Origin of the sequence: Mesorhizobium shangrilense (assembly GCF_028826155.1) — a bacterium.
Lineage (GTDB): Bacteria > Pseudomonadota > Alphaproteobacteria > Rhizobiales > Rhizobiaceae > Arvimicrobium > Arvimicrobium flavum.
On record NZ_JAQGPN010000001.1, the window covers coordinates 1,191,509 to 1,205,021 of the forward strand.

Sequence of the window (13,513 nt, forward strand, 5' to 3'; positions counted from 1 at the left end):
CGTGCCTCTCTGCGAGTCATCGTCCGTACACCAGGTTGGGCAGCCAGTAGACGGTTCCCGGCAGCAGGTAGATGATCACCATGCAGAGGATGACGATGCCCATATAGGGCATCATGCCGGCGAAGATGTCGACCAGCTTCACATGCGCCGGCGAGACGCCCTTCAGGTAGTAGGCGGACATCGCCATGGGCGGCGACAGGAAGGCCGTCTGCAGGTTTACCGCCACCAGGATCCCGAAGAACAGCGGGTCGATGCCGAAATGCGGGAGCAGCGGCAGGAAGATCGGAATGAAGATGACGATGATCTCGGTCCACTCCAGCGGCCAGCCGAGGATGAAGATGATGATCTGGGCGACGATCAGGAACATCAGCGGCGACATGTCGAGGCCGGTCACGAAGTTGCTGATCAACTGCTGTCCGCCGAGATAGGCGAACACCGAGGCGAAGGTGGCCGAGCCGACGAACAGCCAGCAGACCATGGCCGACGTGCGCGCCGTCAGATAGACGGACTCCTTCAGCCGCTGCCACGTCAGCGCGCGATAGGCGACCGCGAGCACCAGTCCCCCGATCGCGCCGACCGCCGCCGCCTCGGAGGGGGTCGCGATGCCGAAGAGGATTGCCGCCAGCACCGCGAGGATCAGGAACGCCATCGGCACGAAGGAGGTGAGCAGCATCCAGGCGACCTCGAGGACGCTGTGGTCGCCGACCTCCTCCTTGCTCGGCCGCGGGGCAACGTTGGGCTGCATCACGGCGCGGCCGACGACATAGACGAGATAGAGGCCGGCGAGCAGGAAGCCGGGGATCATGGCGGCGGCGTACATCCGAACGACCGAGACGCCTGAGGTCGCCGCGTAGACGATCAGCATGATGGAGGGCGGGATGAGGATGCCGAGCGTGCCGCCGGCGCAGATGACGCCGGACGCATAGCGGATGTCGTACCGGGCCTTCAGCATGGCCGGGAAGGCGAGCAACCCCATCAGCGTGACCACGGCGCCGACGATGCCGCTGGCCGTCGCGAAAAGCGTGCACGTCACCAGCGCGGCCACCGCCATGGAGCCCGGGATGCGGCGGGACGCTACGTATAGCGCCCCGAACAGCCGGTCGACGACGTTCGCGCGCTCGACGATGTAGCCCATGAACAGGAACAGCGGGATCGACGTCAGCACGTCGTTCGACATCACCGAATAGGTCTGGTTCACGAAGAGATCGAAGATCCGGTTGTTGAAGAAGCCGGCGACCCAGGTCTCCGTCAGCATCCAGCCATCGGCGCCGGATTCCAGCGCGCGCTCGTAGGGCCGCCACATCCGGTCAGCATCAAAATAGGCGTAGTAGCCGACGCCCACCCCCAGGGCCATCAGCGTGAAGGCTACCGGGAAGCCGAGAAAAATCGCCAGCAGAAGCACCAGCAGCATGCCCACGGCAATCATCGGATCGGTCATCGACGGCTCCCCTCGTCGTCGTTGCGGGTCAGGCCGGACGGCACGTCGACCGCCTCCGAGCCATGCTGGAGGACTTCGAGGCTCTTGGTTTCGAGGAGGACCTTTTCCAGTTCCTCGACATCCTGCGCGGCAGCAGGCCAGGCGCCGCTGCGCAGGCAGATGATGCAGCGAAACACCTGCGCGATGCCTTGCAGGAACAGCAGCACGCCGGCCGCGACGATGATCGACTTAAACTGGAAGATCGGGATGTTGGCGGGGCTCATGGTGCTGACCTCGAGATAGCGCCAGGAGCGGCCTGCATAACGCCATCCCGCGAAGATCAGCGCCAGGATGCCGGGGAAGAAGAACAGGAAGAACAGCACCAGTTCGACGCCGGCCTGCGTTCGCGGCTGCCACAGGCGGTAGATGAAGTCGCCACGCACGTGGCCGTCACGCGAAAGGGTATAGGCGCCGGCCATCATGAAGAGGGCGCCGTAGAGCATGTAGGACAGGTCGAACGCCCAGGGCGTCGGCGCGTTGAACAGGTAGCGGGCCACGACCTCGTAGCCGACCCCCAGCGTCATCGCCACGATCGACCAAGCGAAGACCTTTCCGAACCATGCCGACAGGCCGTCGGCGAACCGGATGTAGCTTTCCACTCTGTAGTCCCCAGCAGGCGATGGTCGACGTCAGCGGCCGCCGCGCTCGTGCGCGGCGCAACGTGCAACGGCCGCGATTCGAGGCAGCCTTTCCCGGCGGAAATCCGGAACCCGCCCGGTCCATCGGGGCGGGGCGGGTTCGAATGCACTCCCGGCAGGCAGGCGCCTGCGGCCAAAACGGCCGTCAGATCTTGCCCGGATAGTAGTGCTGGTAGGCCAGCTTGTAGTCCGGCGCGTTGAGCAGCGAGTAGTAGACCACCCGCTCGCACCAGACTTTCTGGCTGTCCACGACCTTCTTGAAGAAGGGTTCCTCCATCAAGGGCGGCAGGATCTTGTCCCAGGCCTCGAGCTGCGCCTTCAGCACGGTGTCCGGCGTGCGCTTGACGTTGACCCCGGACTCCGTCGCCAGCGACTGCAGGTCGGCGGAGTACTGGTTCATGGCGAGGGCGTAGTTGGAGAGATGCGCCGCCTCGACGCCATACTTCAGGATGGCCTGGAGATCGGGGTCCAGATCCTCGAACGTATCCCGGTTGAAGATGTACTCGAAGGATTCGGATGCCTGGTGGTAGGAGGCGAGCATGTAGTTCTTCGCCACGTCCTGCGCGCCGAACCGCTTGTCCGAGGTCGGGTTGTTGAACTCGAACCCGTCGATGACGCCGCGTTCCATCGCCGGCACGATCTCGCCGCCCGGCAGCTGCGCGACCGATGCGCCCATGGCCTGGAACAGGTCGGCCGCAAGCCCGACCGTGCGGTACTTCAGCCCGGTCAGCTGTCCGGCGTCGGTGATCTCGGACTTGAACCAGCCGAGCGGTTGCGCCGGCATTCCGAACGAGAGGAAGCCGACGATGTTGAGGCCGAGGACATCCTGGGTCAGCTCGCGATAGAACTCGTAACCGCCGCCATGATAGAGCCAGGCGATCATCTGGTTGGCGTCGCCGCCGAACACAGGGCCCGTGCCGAACAGCGAGGCGGCCTTGTGCTTGCCGTACCAGTAGACCGGCACCGTGTGCGCGGCGTCGATGGTGCCGTCATGGCAGGCGTCCTGCACCTGAAAGGCTCCCACCACGGCGCCCGCCGGCAGCAGGTCGATCTTCAGGCGGCCGCCCGACATTTCTTCGACGCGCTTCACATATTCCCTGGCCATGTCCTGGAAGACGTCGGATTCCGGCCAAGACGACTGCATCTTCAAGGTCTTGGGGGCCTGCGCCAGAACTGCCGGCGCGGCCAGCGTTCCGGCGGCAGCAGCGGCGCCCGCAATTGCTGCATTGTTGAAGAATTTACGGCGTGAAATGCTCTCCGTCATGTTGCTCCTCCCTCGCCACATGTTTTCGTTTTGGTGGCGAATCCACATTATTGGATGCGACACGGGATGCAACAGTCGTCGGTGAAAAGTCGTGATTTGTCGATAAGATGTTATGGAAGCTCTGCTTCCAGAGAGAGCTGTCGGTCAGCTTTCCCACGGAAGATGGGTGGATATCGGGGGCGAGGACGATTCGGTCACGACTGCCTGACTCGATGTCGATTCGCCTTGCGGAGTTTCCTCTACTGCAGGCATCTTCCGGGCGCGGCCGCGACTGCATCGCATCGATCAGGCGATCTCACGTGCGGACTGGCGCTTGCGCCGTCGTTGATGTAATCCGCGCCGTTGCTGCGCGAGGCCGACATGAATTTCATCCCGGAGACTTCCCTCATCCTGCAGTTCGCGGTGGCGGTGTTCATCATCGCGATCACGCCCGGGCCCGACATGACGCTATTCGTGGGGCGCGCTCTTTCGGAAGGCAGGGCGGCCGGTTTCGCCTGCATGTTCGGCGCGCTGACCGGCATCGTCGTTCACACCACGCTGGTGGCGGTCGGTTTGTCTGCGCTGATCGTCGCGTCGCCGGAGGCGTTTCTTGCCTTGAAGATCGGAGGAGCGGGCTACCTGGTCTGGCTCGCCTACCAGGCCATTCGCCATGGATCGGCATTTTCGCCGGAGAAGCGGGCCGGGTCGGGGCGCTCCCTTTTCCAGAACTGGCTGACCGGGCTTGGCATCAACCTGCTCAATCCCAAGATCATCCTGTTCTTCATGACCTTCCTGCCGCAATTCGTGTCGCCCACCGACCCGAACGCGCCCGGAAAGCTCTTCTTCTTCGGGCTGATGTTTATCGTGCTGGCGATTCCGGTCACTGCGCCGATGGTGATCGCGGCCGACAGGTTCGCTGGCCTGCTCCGCAAGAGCCCGCGGGTGACGCGCATTGTCGATTATCTGTTCGCCGGCGTGTTTTCTGCCTTCGCGCTGAAGATCCTCACCGCGCAGGCGAAATAGGCCGTTCCCCAAGCTGCATGCATGCAGGTGCGCCTACCAGGGCAGGTGCTTCCTCAGCCATTCGCCCGGCCTCTTGGCCAGCCAAGGGCCGACCGTCTTGAGATGGCCGATTGTCTGGCCGTTGATCAACGGAATGCAGGTGCCGTTCGAGCAGAACTGCCCCTGCTGGATCTCGTCGATGTGGAAGTCGCTCGCGGGGTAGTTCTCGTTGGAGAGTGCGCGGCCTGTCGCATTGGTGACGCAGATGTGCAGACCCGGGCCGCCTGACACGATCTCCCGCCACGAATCGCGCTCCCCGTGAACGTTCAAGGCATCCTTGCAGAATGGCGAGTCGGTCACCGAGAAGGCTCTGGTGATATCGCTCAGGTTGGGATTGGGGTGGTGGGTGGGTCCCGTGGAGAGCGCCTGCATGTGGGCGTAGGCCCTGGCATGGTCGTGCGGGTGGCAGAACATTCCGCGTGAGCCCTCACCCCAGACCACGCCGCGGATCGTGTTGATCAGTCTCCAAATCGCGAAGGGCCGCATGCGATTGTAGAGCTCGAGCATCAGCCCCCTTTCGCCGTTGAACTTCGCGAACCTCCTGCACAGTTCGTCGCTGTCGAGTGGGCCCTCATGATTGGACACGAAGGGATACATCGAGGGCGTGCCTTCGATCTTTGCGAGGTTGCTCCGCCAGACCACCTCCTGCATGTCCGCCGGCAACTCGGACAGTGGCGGCGTGAAGGCGCCGCGCACCGGCAGGCCGGCGGTGACGGCACCGGTGGTGGCGAACGCAACCATCTGTCGGGGATTGCTTGAAACCGGGCCAATGAGCACGCGATCCGGAAACTCGTGGAGCGGGACTGGCGGCACGTTGCGAACGGAGTCGAAAACGGCCATGTGGGCATCGAGCGAGGCGATCGTCATGCGGCCGACGATGTCGTCGGCCGTCCTCTGGTAGGTCCGGTTGACGATGTCAAACATCTGCTTGTAGCGCAGCACGGCGTCCGCGGTACGGGTGCCGTATTCTCCGGCCTCGGCGAGCCCATCTCCGGGCTCGAGAAAGCGAAGGCGGATCAGGGCTGCCTGGATCAGCTCGACGTGCTCGCCCTTACTTCCGTGCAGGACATGCGCGGAATTGTCGATGAGGCAGGCTTGCAGGCGACGGTTCGCGGAGAACAACTGCGAGACCAGTGGCATAGTCTCTCCACCATCGAGCGGGTACGGACATGCGGGATCATCTGCGCGCTTCTGCAGCGGCCGTGACCATAGCACCCGTCTGGCGGGACGTGAAGAATGAAGCTCCCTAGCACTTATGGCGAGGTGCATCCGTTGGATGTGAGAGACCGCCCGGCAGGCGGCTGCGATCAGTCGCCGTGGCCGGCGATCATCATGGCTTCGAGCGCGAGGCGCTCGTGCTTCTTCAGCCGCTCGGATTCCGACTTGAGCTGGCCGCAGGCGGCGAGGATGTCGCGGCCGCGCGGCGTGCGGATCGGTGAGGCATAGCCGGCGTTGTTGATGTAGTCGGCGAACTTCTCGATCGTCTCCCAGTCCGAGCACTGGTAGTTGGTGCCCGGCCAGGGGTTGAACGGGATCAGGTTGATCTTGGCCGGGATGCCCTTCAGGAGCTGAACCAGAGCCTTGGCGTCGTCGAGCGAGTCGTTGACGTCCTTCAGCATCACATATTCGAAGGTGATGCGGCGCGCGTTCGATAGGCCCGGATAGCCGCGGCAGGCGGCGATCAGGTCCTTCAGCGGAAACTTCTTGTTGATCGGCACCAGAAGGTCGCGCAGGTCGTCATTGGTGGCGTGCAGGGAAATCGCGAGCATGACGCCGATCTCCTCGCCGGTGCGCGCGATCTCCGGCACCACTCCGGAAGTCGACAGGGTGATCCGCCGCTTGGACAAAGACAGCCCGTCGCCGTCGGAGGCGATCAGCAGCGCCTTCTTCACCTCCTCGAAATTGTAGAGCGGCTCACCCATGCCCATCATGACGATGTTGGACACTTTTCGGCCTTCCGCTGGCACGATGGCGCCGTCCGGCGTGTCGCGGTCGGGGAAATCGCCCAAGCGGTCGCGCGCGGTCAGCAGCTGCGCGAGGATCTCCTCAGCGGTCAGGTTGCGCACCAGCTTCTGCGTGCCGGTGTGGCAAAACGAGCAGGTCAGCGTGCAGCCGACCTGGCTGGAGATGCAGAGCGTGCCGCGGCCTTCCTCGGGGATGTAGACGGTCTCGATCTCGACAGGCCTGCCGGCGCCGCGCGGCGGGAAGCGGAACAGCCACTTGCGGGTGCCGTCGTTCGAGATCTGCTCCTCGACGATCTCCGGCCGTGCGATAGTGAAATGCTTTGCCAGCGTGGCGCGCAGGTCCTTCGAGATGTTGAACATCTCGGCGAAGTCGGAAACGCCGCGCACGTAGAGCCAGTGCCAGAGCTGCTGGACGCGCATCTTCGCTTGCCGCTCCGGCACGATGCCGGCGCCGATCAGCGCCTCCGCCATTTCGGGACGCGAAAGGCCGATCAGCGACGGCTTTTCTGCTTGCGCGGCGCGGGGAGCAGGGCTTGGGCGCGGCTTTTCGGCGGTGAGGTCGAGGGAAAGGGCCATTATTTTCGTTCGGGTTCGAGTGGGGCGGCCAATAGCACGGATGCAGCCCTGACGTCACGTGGCGCGGGCAGCGGGCCGGCGGACCTTTGCCTTGCCTTAGAGATTTCGTGCGAAAGGGGCGTATGGATGCCGTCTATATCGTGCTGATGCTCGCAGGAATCAACGCTCTCACCTTCACGACGTGCTGGTGGGACAAGCGCCTTGCGCGCGCCGGAGCCTGGCGCATCCGGGAATCGACGCTGCTATGGCTGGCAATCCTCGGCGGCAGCGTAGGGGCCGTGACGGCCCAGCAGGTCCTTCGTCACAAGACGCGCAAGGAGCCGTTCCAGACGTTCCTTCACGTCATCGTCGCCGTCCAGACCGCCGTCCTGGCCGTCTGGCTGTTCGCGGCGGATCGGGTCGCCGGGTTGTTCGTGTGAGCGGTCAGACGCGCAGCTTGCGCCGCGTCATTTGCACTTGGCAATCGACGTCAGCGCGGCCGAGATGCCCTTGAGCGAGAAGACATAGGACGTTTGCGTGCCGCGGCTCGACTTTGCGTCGATCTTCATGTCGGCGCCTGCCTTCATCGCCGCGATCAGCGCTGGCTCCTGGGCGGCGTTCTCCATCCAGGCCGATTTGCCGCGGGTGAACATCGAAAAGCTCTTGCCGTCGACCGAAACCGAGACCTTCGAATTCTCCTGGAAATTGTAGGAGGCGATGAACTGAGGCTCGTAGGTGACGTTCTGGCCGGGCTTTTGGCTGACGAAGAAGAAGATGTCGCCGTGATCGACGCTGGTCGGCTTCTTGTCCGTGGGTACCGTGAGCACGTAGCAGACCTTACCGCCATTGGCGTTGTAGCTGTAAGTGCCCCAGGCGTTGTGCTGACCGATCTTGGTGGCCGACTGGGCCATGGCCGGCGCTGCAAACCCGATCAGCAGAAGGCCGGTGAGAGTCGAAATCAATCCGCGCATGTTGCTTGAGCTTATCCTGTACATCGTATGAGGCGAGCACGGGGCGGCCGGCGGCGGGCGCCCGTTCGCTTCATCTTGATTTAATCTGGGTTACCAAACGGTGAAGATATCCGTCAGAGAACGATTCCACCATCTGGGCCCCGCCCTAATGCCGCCCGCACCCGCATCCGGACACGGACTTCCGTCCCTGGCGAGTTTCAAACGCAGGAAAGCGGCGAGAGTTTGTCTTTTAGCCTCGACGGAATGCTGCCGATCGCCGCAGCAGTCGGGGCGGATAGCGTCTTTCCCGGGGGCTAATCCGCGCCGAGGCCATTGCCGTGCACGCGTCATGACGGCCTGCGGCTTGTCTTGGCGGCGTTCGGATGGCAAGGGTCCGGGCCATCGAAACTCCGGAAAATCCTGGATGCCGCTTTCCGTCGCCACCTGGAACATCAACTCCGTTCGCCTGCGCATGCCGCTTGTCGAGCGTCTGCTCGCCGAGCATCAGCCTGACGTCCTCTGCCTGCAGGAAACCAAGTGCTCGGACGATCATTTCCCGTCCGCCGCCTTCCGCAAGCTCGGCTACGAGCATGTCGCGATCAACGGCCAGAAGGGCTATCACGGCGTCGCTACGGTGGCCCGCCGTCCGCTTGAGATCGTCGAGAAGCGCGCTTTCTGCGACATGGGCGATTGCCGCCACATATCAACAAAAGTTGATGCAGGCGGCATGAGCCTGCTGATCCACAATTTCTACGTGCCGGCCGGCGGCGACGAACCGGAGCCGGAAATCAACTGGAAGTTCAAGCATAAGCTCGATTTCGTCGAGGAGATGCGCGCCGTGCGTGCCGAGCACGGGCAGAATTCGGCCTCCATTCTCGTCGGCGATCTCAACATCGCCCCGCTCGAGAACGACGTCTGGTCGCACAAGCAGCTGCTCAACGTGGTCAGCCATACGCCAGTCGAGACCGAGAATTTCGAGGCGATGCGCATGGCGGGCGGCTGGGTCGACCTGATGCGGCGCCAGATTCCGCCGAGCGAGAAGATCTATACCTGGTGGAGCTACCGCGCCAAAGACTGGGCGGCGAGCGACCGCGGCCGCCGGCTCGATCACGTGTGGTCGTCGGCCAATCTTGCACCGATGCTCAAGCGCATCGACATACTGCGCGACGCGCGCGGCTGGGACCGGCCGTCGGACCACGTGCCGGTGATCGCGCATTTCGATCTGGATTGACGAGAAAACGGCGGAAAACTTGCCCGTCGAAGCGACGCCCCATCTGGCCGGCAGGCCCTGGGAAGGGGTGGCTCCAAAAAACTGAGCCGACGGCGATACGCTATCGGCCCCTGGGCGCCGGACTTGGCACCAACTGACAGCTGTCGTGATGAACTGCGTCAGTGGGTCGTATGCTGCTCTACTTTCAGTCTTTCGATCTGGTCCTTGAGAGCTAGCTTGCGTCGTTTCAACGTCACGATGTCGAGGTCGTCCACGGATGGATGCAACATCGCTTCGTCAATTTCCCGCTCGACTTCGCTGTGCTTGCGCTGCAGCTCTTCAAGATGGGACGCAAGAGACATGAGGCTCTCCCTTCTTTGTTTCCTCGGAGGACCGTCACTCACTGCCGTCCACCGCAGGCTGGCCTGTGACGGTACGATGACAATGTGGCATCAAGTTCCGACAATGTCGAATGCCCGGTAGTAGCATTTCCCGAGAATGTGAAATGTGCTATGCGGCTTCGCCGGTGGAAACCCGAGACCGGTCCCACCGAAGCGCGGCGCCCCGGCGTCGAAAAATGTGCAGACGGAAAACGGAATGTCGGAACAGGAACAAGCCGAGATTCGTCTCGAGTTTGCGCGCCTCAAGCAGGAACATGCCGATCTCGACGCAGCTATCAACGCGATGATCGCCACCGGCTGCGAACCCTTGCAAATCCAGCGTATGAAGAAAAAGAAGCTAGCCCTGAAGGACAAGCTGAAGAACCTCGAGGACCGGATCATCCCCGACATCATCGCCTGAATCTGGCTCCGGCGGGGACCGCTTCTATGTCGATGCCTCAAGTTCGCGCGCCAGCGCCTCGAGCAGCCAGCGCGACCCTTCCTCGCGACCCTTGGCCGAATCAGGCCCGTCGAGAAAAGCGCCCTGCTCGGTGTATCTGAGCAAGGTCCCGCCGTCCGTCGGCGTCAGTTCGATCGTTCCCAGCGAGGCTGATAGCGGCTTGCCCGCGAGAGTCATGCGGTAGGCGATCACGATTCGTCGGTCGGGCACGATGTCCTGGATCACCGAGTGCAGCGTGATCTCGGGACCGTCCTGGTAGCGGAAGCGCGAGAACTCCACCCCGTCAACCCGGAAGTCGAGCCGGTATTCGTCGATCGTCCAGCCCTCGCCCTCGGCGAACCAGCGTCGCTTGGTCGCCTCGTCGGAGTGCGCGAAGAAGACGCGCGAAGCAGATGCCGGGTAAATGCGTTCGATGCTGAAGGTGCTGTGCACCGCATCCTGTGCGGCGGTATCGCCGTTTGTCTGGCTCATCTCCTTGCATCCTCTTGCTTGTGCTGAATTTCGGGGTTTTCCGGCTCCGCCAGGATCTGGCCCAGCCGGTCCAGACGACGCTCCGCCAATTGTTTTCGCTCGGCGATCCAGTCGGACAGCGGCGCCAGGCCGTCGGGCTCGATGCGGCAGGTGCGCACGCGCCCGACCTTCTCGCTGCGGATCAGGCCGCTGGCCTCCAGTGTCTGCAGATGCTGAACCACGGCCGCAAAGGTCATGTCGAACGGGGCGGCGAGTTGCGTCACCGTCGCCGGCCCGCGGCTAAGCCGCTCCAGGATTGCCCGGCGTGTCGGCTCCACCAGCGCACGGAGGCAGGCGTCGATGTCTTGTTGGTTTAGCATCGACTAAAGTATTGCGGACTCGCCCCGAATAGTCAAGTGCGCACTAAAGCGTTCGGTTGGGTGCGGTTCTTGCGGAGCCCACACGCCGCAGGCAAGTTTCCTTGAGGCGGCGGCGCATTTCCGCTAAGGCGCGGTAAAATTGCCTTCCGCCACCCGCCGACGAGGGACCATGAACAGCAGGCAAGCCGACGTAGCGATCATCATGGGCAGTCAGTCCGACTGGGCGACCATGCGCCATGCCGCCGAGACGCTCGACGCGCTGGGCATCCCGCATGAGGCGCGGATCGTTTCGGCACACCGCACGCCCGATCGGCTTGTGTCCTTCGCCAAGGGCGCCAAGGCCGCCGGCTTCAAGGTGGTCATTGCCGGAGCGGGCGGCGCCGCACACCTGCCCGGCATGGCCGCGTCGATGACGCCGCTGCCGGTCTTCGGCGTGCCTGTCGAATCGAAGGCGCTTTCCGGCCAGGATTCATTGTTGTCCATCGTGCAGATGCCGGCCGGCATTCCGGTCGGAACACTCGCCATCGGCAAGGCCGGGGCGGTCAACGCCGCGCTGCTGGCGGCGGCGGTGCTGGCGCTGGGCGACGCGGAGCTCGCCGACCGGCTCGACGCCTGGCGCGCCGCGCAGACGGAGAAGGTGGCCGAGACGCCGTCCGAGGAAGCATGAGCGATTCGCTGAAAGCCGGTCAGACGATCGGCATCATCGGCGGCGGCCAGCTTGGCCGCATGCTGGCCATGGCCGCGGCGCGGCTCGGCTATCGCACGTTGATACTGGAGCCCCAGTCCGATTGTCCGGCGGCGCAGGTCGCCGACGGCCAGATCGTCGCGGCCTATGACGATGCGGCTGCACTTGCCGAACTGGCCGCCCGCTGCGCCGTCGTCACCTACGAATTCGAGAATGTTCCCGTCGCCGCCGCGCACATGCTTGCCGAGCGCGTGCCGGTGCTGCCGCCGCCGCGCGCTCTCGAGGTATCGCAGGACCGGCTGGTCGAAAAGACCTTCCTGAACGGCGCAGGCGCGCATACGGCTCCGTTCCGCGCCGTCGGCAGCGAGCCGGAGCTTCTGGCCGCCCTGGATGCCTTTGGCGGCGAGGGCGTGCTGAAGACGCGACGGCTGGGGTATGACGGCAAAGGCCAGCACGTCTTCCGCAAGGACGCTTCATCCGACCAGGCTGCCGTCTTCGCCGCAATGGGCGGCGTGCCGTTGATCCTCGAGGGTTTTGTCGCCTTCGAGCACGAAATCTCCATCATTGCCGCGCGTGGGGCGGACGGTGCGCTCGCTGCCTATGATCCCGCCCAAAATGTCCATCGCAACGGTATCCTGCATACCTCGACGCTGCCGGCGGCGATAACGCCGGAGACCGCGGATGCGGCGAAGCGGTCCGCCTTCGCCATACTCGAGGCGCTCGATTATGTCGGCGTCATCGGCGTCGAGTTCTTCGTGCTTCCGGACACATCGCTCCTGGTCAACGAGATCGCGCCGCGCGTGCACAATTCCGGACACTGGACGGAGGCCGCCTGCTTGATCTCGCAGTTCGAGCAGCACATCCGCGCCGTTGCCGGCTTACCGCTGGAGGGCGGGCGTCGCCACTCGAATTGCGTGATGGAGAACCTGATCGGCGACGACGTGTTGCGCGCCGAAGCACTGTTGGCCGAGCCGAACGTGCTTCTCCATCTCTACGGCAAGTCCGAAGCCCGCCCTGGCCGCAAGATGGGTCATTTCACACGGCTGACGGGCCCGGCCAGCTGAGCCGCGGCGACGGGCGTCGTGCGGACGGGTTCTGCCGGCAGCCCCGCCCGCGGCCCTGTCGCCTTCCCCTTCCGGCTGTTCATTCCACGTCACTCTCGCGGTTGACAGTTCGCGTCTTCCTCGTTTATGAGCCAGCCATCTTGTCGGCGCGTCCTCGGGCGCGCCTTTCAATTCGGCCCGGACGGGCCAAATCCGACGGGTCAGACCAATGAAGATCAAGAATTCGCTCAAGGCCCTGAAGGGTCGTCATCGCGACAATCGTCTCGTGCGCCGCAAGGGCCGCATCTACATCATCAACAAGACCGATCCGCGCTACAAGGCGCGCCAGGGCTGATCGGCCCGCGGTTTCACGCGAAATTCAGTTTGACGTTCCGATGTGCGGGAATAAGTTCTCGCGCATGCGGAACGTTATTTTGCTTTGTGCCGTCGCCCTTGTTGTCGCCGCTCCAGCCGCAGCGGCGGGGGTCAATTCCGCCGACGTCCAGAAGCCCGAAGACGTCATGCCCGGCGCGCAACTTGACAAGCTCTTCGCCGAGCTTAAGCGCGAGCGCAACGAGAAGGCGGCGGAACGGATCTCCCATCGCATCTGGGCCGAATGGGGCGAATCCGGAAGCGCTTCCATCGACCTGATGATGGAATGGTCCCAGAAGGCGATCGAAGCCAAGAAGTTCGATGTCGCCCTGGATTTCCTCGATCAGGTCACGACCATGAAGCCGGACTTCGCAGAAGGCTGGAACAGGCGCGCGACCGTGCATTTCATGATGGACAACTACGCCAAGTCGATGGTCGACATCGAGCATACGCTAGAGCTCGAACCGCGCCATTTCGGGGCTTTGTCCGGCATGGCTCAGATACTCAAGAGCCGCGGCCGCAAGGAACTTGCGCTGCACGCCTATGAACGCGTGCTCGAGATCTATCCGATGATGCGCAGCGCGCAGTCGGAGGTTGCGACCCTTTCCGAGGATCTCGCGGGCGAGGGGATCTAGGCCCCGCGG

The 13,513-nt window shown here is 63.6% G+C and carries 17 protein-coding genes; 8 read left to right on the plus strand and 9 right to left on the minus strand.

What is annotated here, in order from left to right; translation table 11 throughout:
* Positions 1-16: 16 nt before the first annotated feature.
* The 3 genes from PD284_RS05870 to PD284_RS05880 all read right to left on the minus strand — a co-directional run bounded on the left by PD284_RS05870 (position 17) and on the right by PD284_RS05880 (position 3,379).
* A complete protein-coding gene (locus PD284_RS05870; protein WP_274627280.1) occupies positions 17-1,438 on the minus strand; it encodes a TRAP transporter large permease in 1,422 nt (473 codons plus the stop codon).
* Positions 1,435-2,076 (minus strand): TRAP transporter small permease subunit, encoded by a 642-nt coding sequence (locus PD284_RS05875; RefSeq protein WP_274627281.1) that lies wholly within the window; start codon positions 2,074-2,076, stop codon positions 1,435-1,437. Before PD284_RS05875 ends, PD284_RS05870 begins: the two co-directional genes overlap by 4 nt.
* Positions 2,077-2,260: 184 nt before the next feature.
* On the minus strand, positions 2,261-3,379 hold the full coding sequence (locus tag PD284_RS05880) for a TRAP transporter substrate-binding protein (RefSeq protein ID WP_274627282.1): 1,119 nt from the start codon (positions 3,377-3,379) through the stop codon (positions 2,261-2,263).
* A gap of 360 nt (positions 3,380-3,739) precedes the next feature.
* Here PD284_RS05880 and PD284_RS05885 point away from each other — a divergent pair, with 360 nt between their 5' ends.
* Entirely contained in the window at positions 3,740-4,381 is a 642-nt protein-coding gene (locus PD284_RS05885; RefSeq protein WP_274627283.1) for a LysE family translocator, read from the plus strand.
* A gap of 33 nt (positions 4,382-4,414) precedes the next feature.
* Here PD284_RS05885 and PD284_RS05890 read toward each other — a convergent pair whose 3' ends face one another.
* Both PD284_RS05890 and rlmN read right to left on the minus strand, forming a co-directional pair.
* Positions 4,415-5,560: a hypothetical protein gene (locus tag PD284_RS05890; protein ID WP_274627284.1), complete on the minus strand. Its 1,146-nt coding sequence runs from the start codon at positions 5,558-5,560 to the stop codon at positions 4,415-4,417.
* A 167-nt stretch (positions 5,561-5,727) separates the two neighbouring features.
* A complete protein-coding gene (gene rlmN, locus PD284_RS05895) occupies positions 5,728-6,960 on the minus strand; it encodes a dual-specificity RNA methyltransferase RlmN (protein ID WP_274627285.1) in 1,233 nt (410 codons plus the stop codon).
* Between the two features lie 122 nt (positions 6,961-7,082).
* Between rlmN and PD284_RS05900 the strand changes: the two genes are divergently transcribed.
* Positions 7,083-7,379, plus strand: a complete 297-nt coding sequence (locus PD284_RS05900) for a DUF1294 domain-containing protein (protein ID WP_274627286.1) — start codon at positions 7,083-7,085, stop codon at positions 7,377-7,379.
* A gap of 27 nt (positions 7,380-7,406) precedes the next feature.
* Here PD284_RS05900 and PD284_RS05905 read toward each other — a convergent pair whose 3' ends face one another.
* Positions 7,407-7,910, minus strand: coding sequence for an invasion associated locus B family protein (locus PD284_RS05905; RefSeq protein ID WP_274627287.1), 504 nt, complete (start codon positions 7,908-7,910; stop codon positions 7,407-7,409).
* 403 nt (positions 7,911-8,313) lie between these two features.
* Here PD284_RS05905 and PD284_RS05910 point away from each other — a divergent pair, with 403 nt between their 5' ends.
* Positions 8,314-9,120, plus strand: a complete 807-nt coding sequence (locus tag PD284_RS05910) for an exodeoxyribonuclease III (RefSeq protein ID WP_274627288.1) — start codon at positions 8,314-8,316, stop codon at positions 9,118-9,120.
* 158 nt (positions 9,121-9,278) lie between these two features.
* Here the strand turns inward: PD284_RS05910 and PD284_RS05915 are convergent, their stop codons facing one another.
* The gene (locus PD284_RS05915; RefSeq protein WP_274627289.1) at positions 9,279-9,461 is read right to left on the minus strand and encodes a YdcH family protein; all 183 of its coding nucleotides are present in this window, start codon (positions 9,459-9,461) and stop codon (positions 9,279-9,281) included.
* A gap of 235 nt (positions 9,462-9,696) precedes the next feature.
* Here PD284_RS05915 and PD284_RS05920 point away from each other — a divergent pair, with 235 nt between their 5' ends.
* Positions 9,697-9,900 carry a YdcH family protein gene (locus PD284_RS05920; RefSeq protein WP_274627290.1) on the plus strand — a complete coding sequence of 68 codons (204 nt, stop codon included), beginning with the start codon at positions 9,697-9,699 and terminating at the stop codon, positions 9,898-9,900.
* Positions 9,901-9,924: 24 nt separating this feature from the next.
* Here the strand turns inward: PD284_RS05920 and PD284_RS05925 are convergent, their stop codons facing one another.
* Positions 9,925-10,410, minus strand: a complete 486-nt coding sequence (locus PD284_RS05925) for an SRPBCC family protein (protein WP_274627291.1) — start codon at positions 10,408-10,410, stop codon at positions 9,925-9,927.
* The gene (locus tag PD284_RS05930) at positions 10,407-10,769 is read right to left on the minus strand and encodes an ArsR/SmtB family transcription factor (protein ID WP_274627292.1); all 363 of its coding nucleotides are present in this window, start codon (positions 10,767-10,769) and stop codon (positions 10,407-10,409) included. The genes PD284_RS05925 and PD284_RS05930 overlap by 4 nt, the downstream gene beginning before the upstream one ends.
* 169 nt (positions 10,770-10,938) lie before the next feature.
* On the opposite strand from PD284_RS05930, the gene purE reads away from it, so the two are divergent.
* From purE to PD284_RS05950, 4 genes are all read left to right on the plus strand, one after another.
* Entirely contained in the window at positions 10,939-11,436 is a 498-nt protein-coding gene (purE, locus tag PD284_RS05935; RefSeq protein WP_274627293.1) for a 5-(carboxyamino)imidazole ribonucleotide mutase, read from the plus strand.
* Positions 11,433-12,518, plus strand: a complete 1,086-nt coding sequence (locus PD284_RS05940; RefSeq protein ID WP_274627294.1) for a 5-(carboxyamino)imidazole ribonucleotide synthase — start codon at positions 11,433-11,435, stop codon at positions 12,516-12,518. The genes purE and PD284_RS05940 overlap by 4 nt, the downstream gene beginning before the upstream one ends.
* Positions 12,519-12,726: 208 nt before the next feature.
* Entirely contained in the window at positions 12,727-12,852 is a 126-nt protein-coding gene (gene ykgO / locus PD284_RS05945) for a type B 50S ribosomal protein L36 (RefSeq protein ID WP_274627295.1), read from the plus strand.
* A 64-nt stretch (positions 12,853-12,916) separates the two neighbouring features.
* On the plus strand, positions 12,917-13,504 hold the full coding sequence (locus tag PD284_RS05950) for a tetratricopeptide repeat protein (protein ID WP_411956180.1): 588 nt from the start codon (positions 12,917-12,919) through the stop codon (positions 13,502-13,504).
* The last annotated feature ends 9 nt before the right edge of the window (positions 13,505-13,513 follow it).

What these genes read in the sequence shown, in the direction of transcription:
- PD284_RS05870 (WP_274627280.1), bottom strand. Translation starts at nt 1,438, where the DNA reads ATGACCGATCCGATGATTGCCGTGGGCATGCTGCTGGTGCTTCTGCTG.
- PD284_RS05880 (WP_274627282.1), bottom strand. Translation starts at nt 3,379, where the DNA reads ATGACGGAGAGCATTTCACGCCGTAAATTCTTCAACAATGCAGCAATT.
- PD284_RS05885 (WP_274627283.1), top strand. Translation starts at nt 3,740, where the DNA reads ATGAATTTCATCCCGGAGACTTCCCTCATCCTGCAGTTCGCGGTGGCG.
- PD284_RS05890 (WP_274627284.1), bottom strand. Translation starts at nt 5,560, where the DNA reads ATGCCACTGGTCTCGCAGTTGTTCTCCGCGAACCGTCGCCTGCAAGCC.
- rlmN (WP_274627285.1), bottom strand. Translation starts at nt 6,960, where the DNA reads ATGGCCCTTTCCCTCGACCTCACCGCCGAAAAGCCGCGCCCAAGCCCT.
- PD284_RS05900 (WP_274627286.1), top strand. Translation starts at nt 7,083, where the DNA reads ATGGATGCCGTCTATATCGTGCTGATGCTCGCAGGAATCAACGCTCTC.
- PD284_RS05905 (WP_274627287.1), bottom strand. Translation starts at nt 7,910, where the DNA reads ATGCGCGGATTGATTTCGACTCTCACCGGCCTTCTGCTGATCGGGTTT.
- PD284_RS05910 (WP_274627288.1), top strand. Translation starts at nt 8,314, where the DNA reads ATGCCGCTTTCCGTCGCCACCTGGAACATCAACTCCGTTCGCCTGCGC.
- PD284_RS05915 (WP_274627289.1), bottom strand. Translation starts at nt 9,461, where the DNA reads ATGTCTCTTGCGTCCCATCTTGAAGAGCTGCAGCGCAAGCACAGCGAA.
- PD284_RS05920 (WP_274627290.1), top strand. Translation starts at nt 9,697, where the DNA reads ATGTCGGAACAGGAACAAGCCGAGATTCGTCTCGAGTTTGCGCGCCTC.
- PD284_RS05925 (WP_274627291.1), bottom strand. Translation starts at nt 10,410, where the DNA reads ATGAGCCAGACAAACGGCGATACCGCCGCACAGGATGCGGTGCACAGC.
- PD284_RS05930 (WP_274627292.1), bottom strand. Translation starts at nt 10,769, where the DNA reads ATGCTAAACCAACAAGACATCGACGCCTGCCTCCGTGCGCTGGTGGAG.
- purE (WP_274627293.1), top strand. Translation starts at nt 10,939, where the DNA reads ATGAACAGCAGGCAAGCCGACGTAGCGATCATCATGGGCAGTCAGTCC.
- PD284_RS05940 (WP_274627294.1), top strand. Translation starts at nt 11,433, where the DNA reads ATGAGCGATTCGCTGAAAGCCGGTCAGACGATCGGCATCATCGGCGGC.
- ykgO (WP_274627295.1), top strand. Translation starts at nt 12,727, where the DNA reads ATGAAGATCAAGAATTCGCTCAAGGCCCTGAAGGGTCGTCATCGCGAC.
- PD284_RS05950 (WP_411956180.1), top strand. Translation starts at nt 12,917, where the DNA reads ATGCGGAACGTTATTTTGCTTTGTGCCGTCGCCCTTGTTGTCGCCGCT.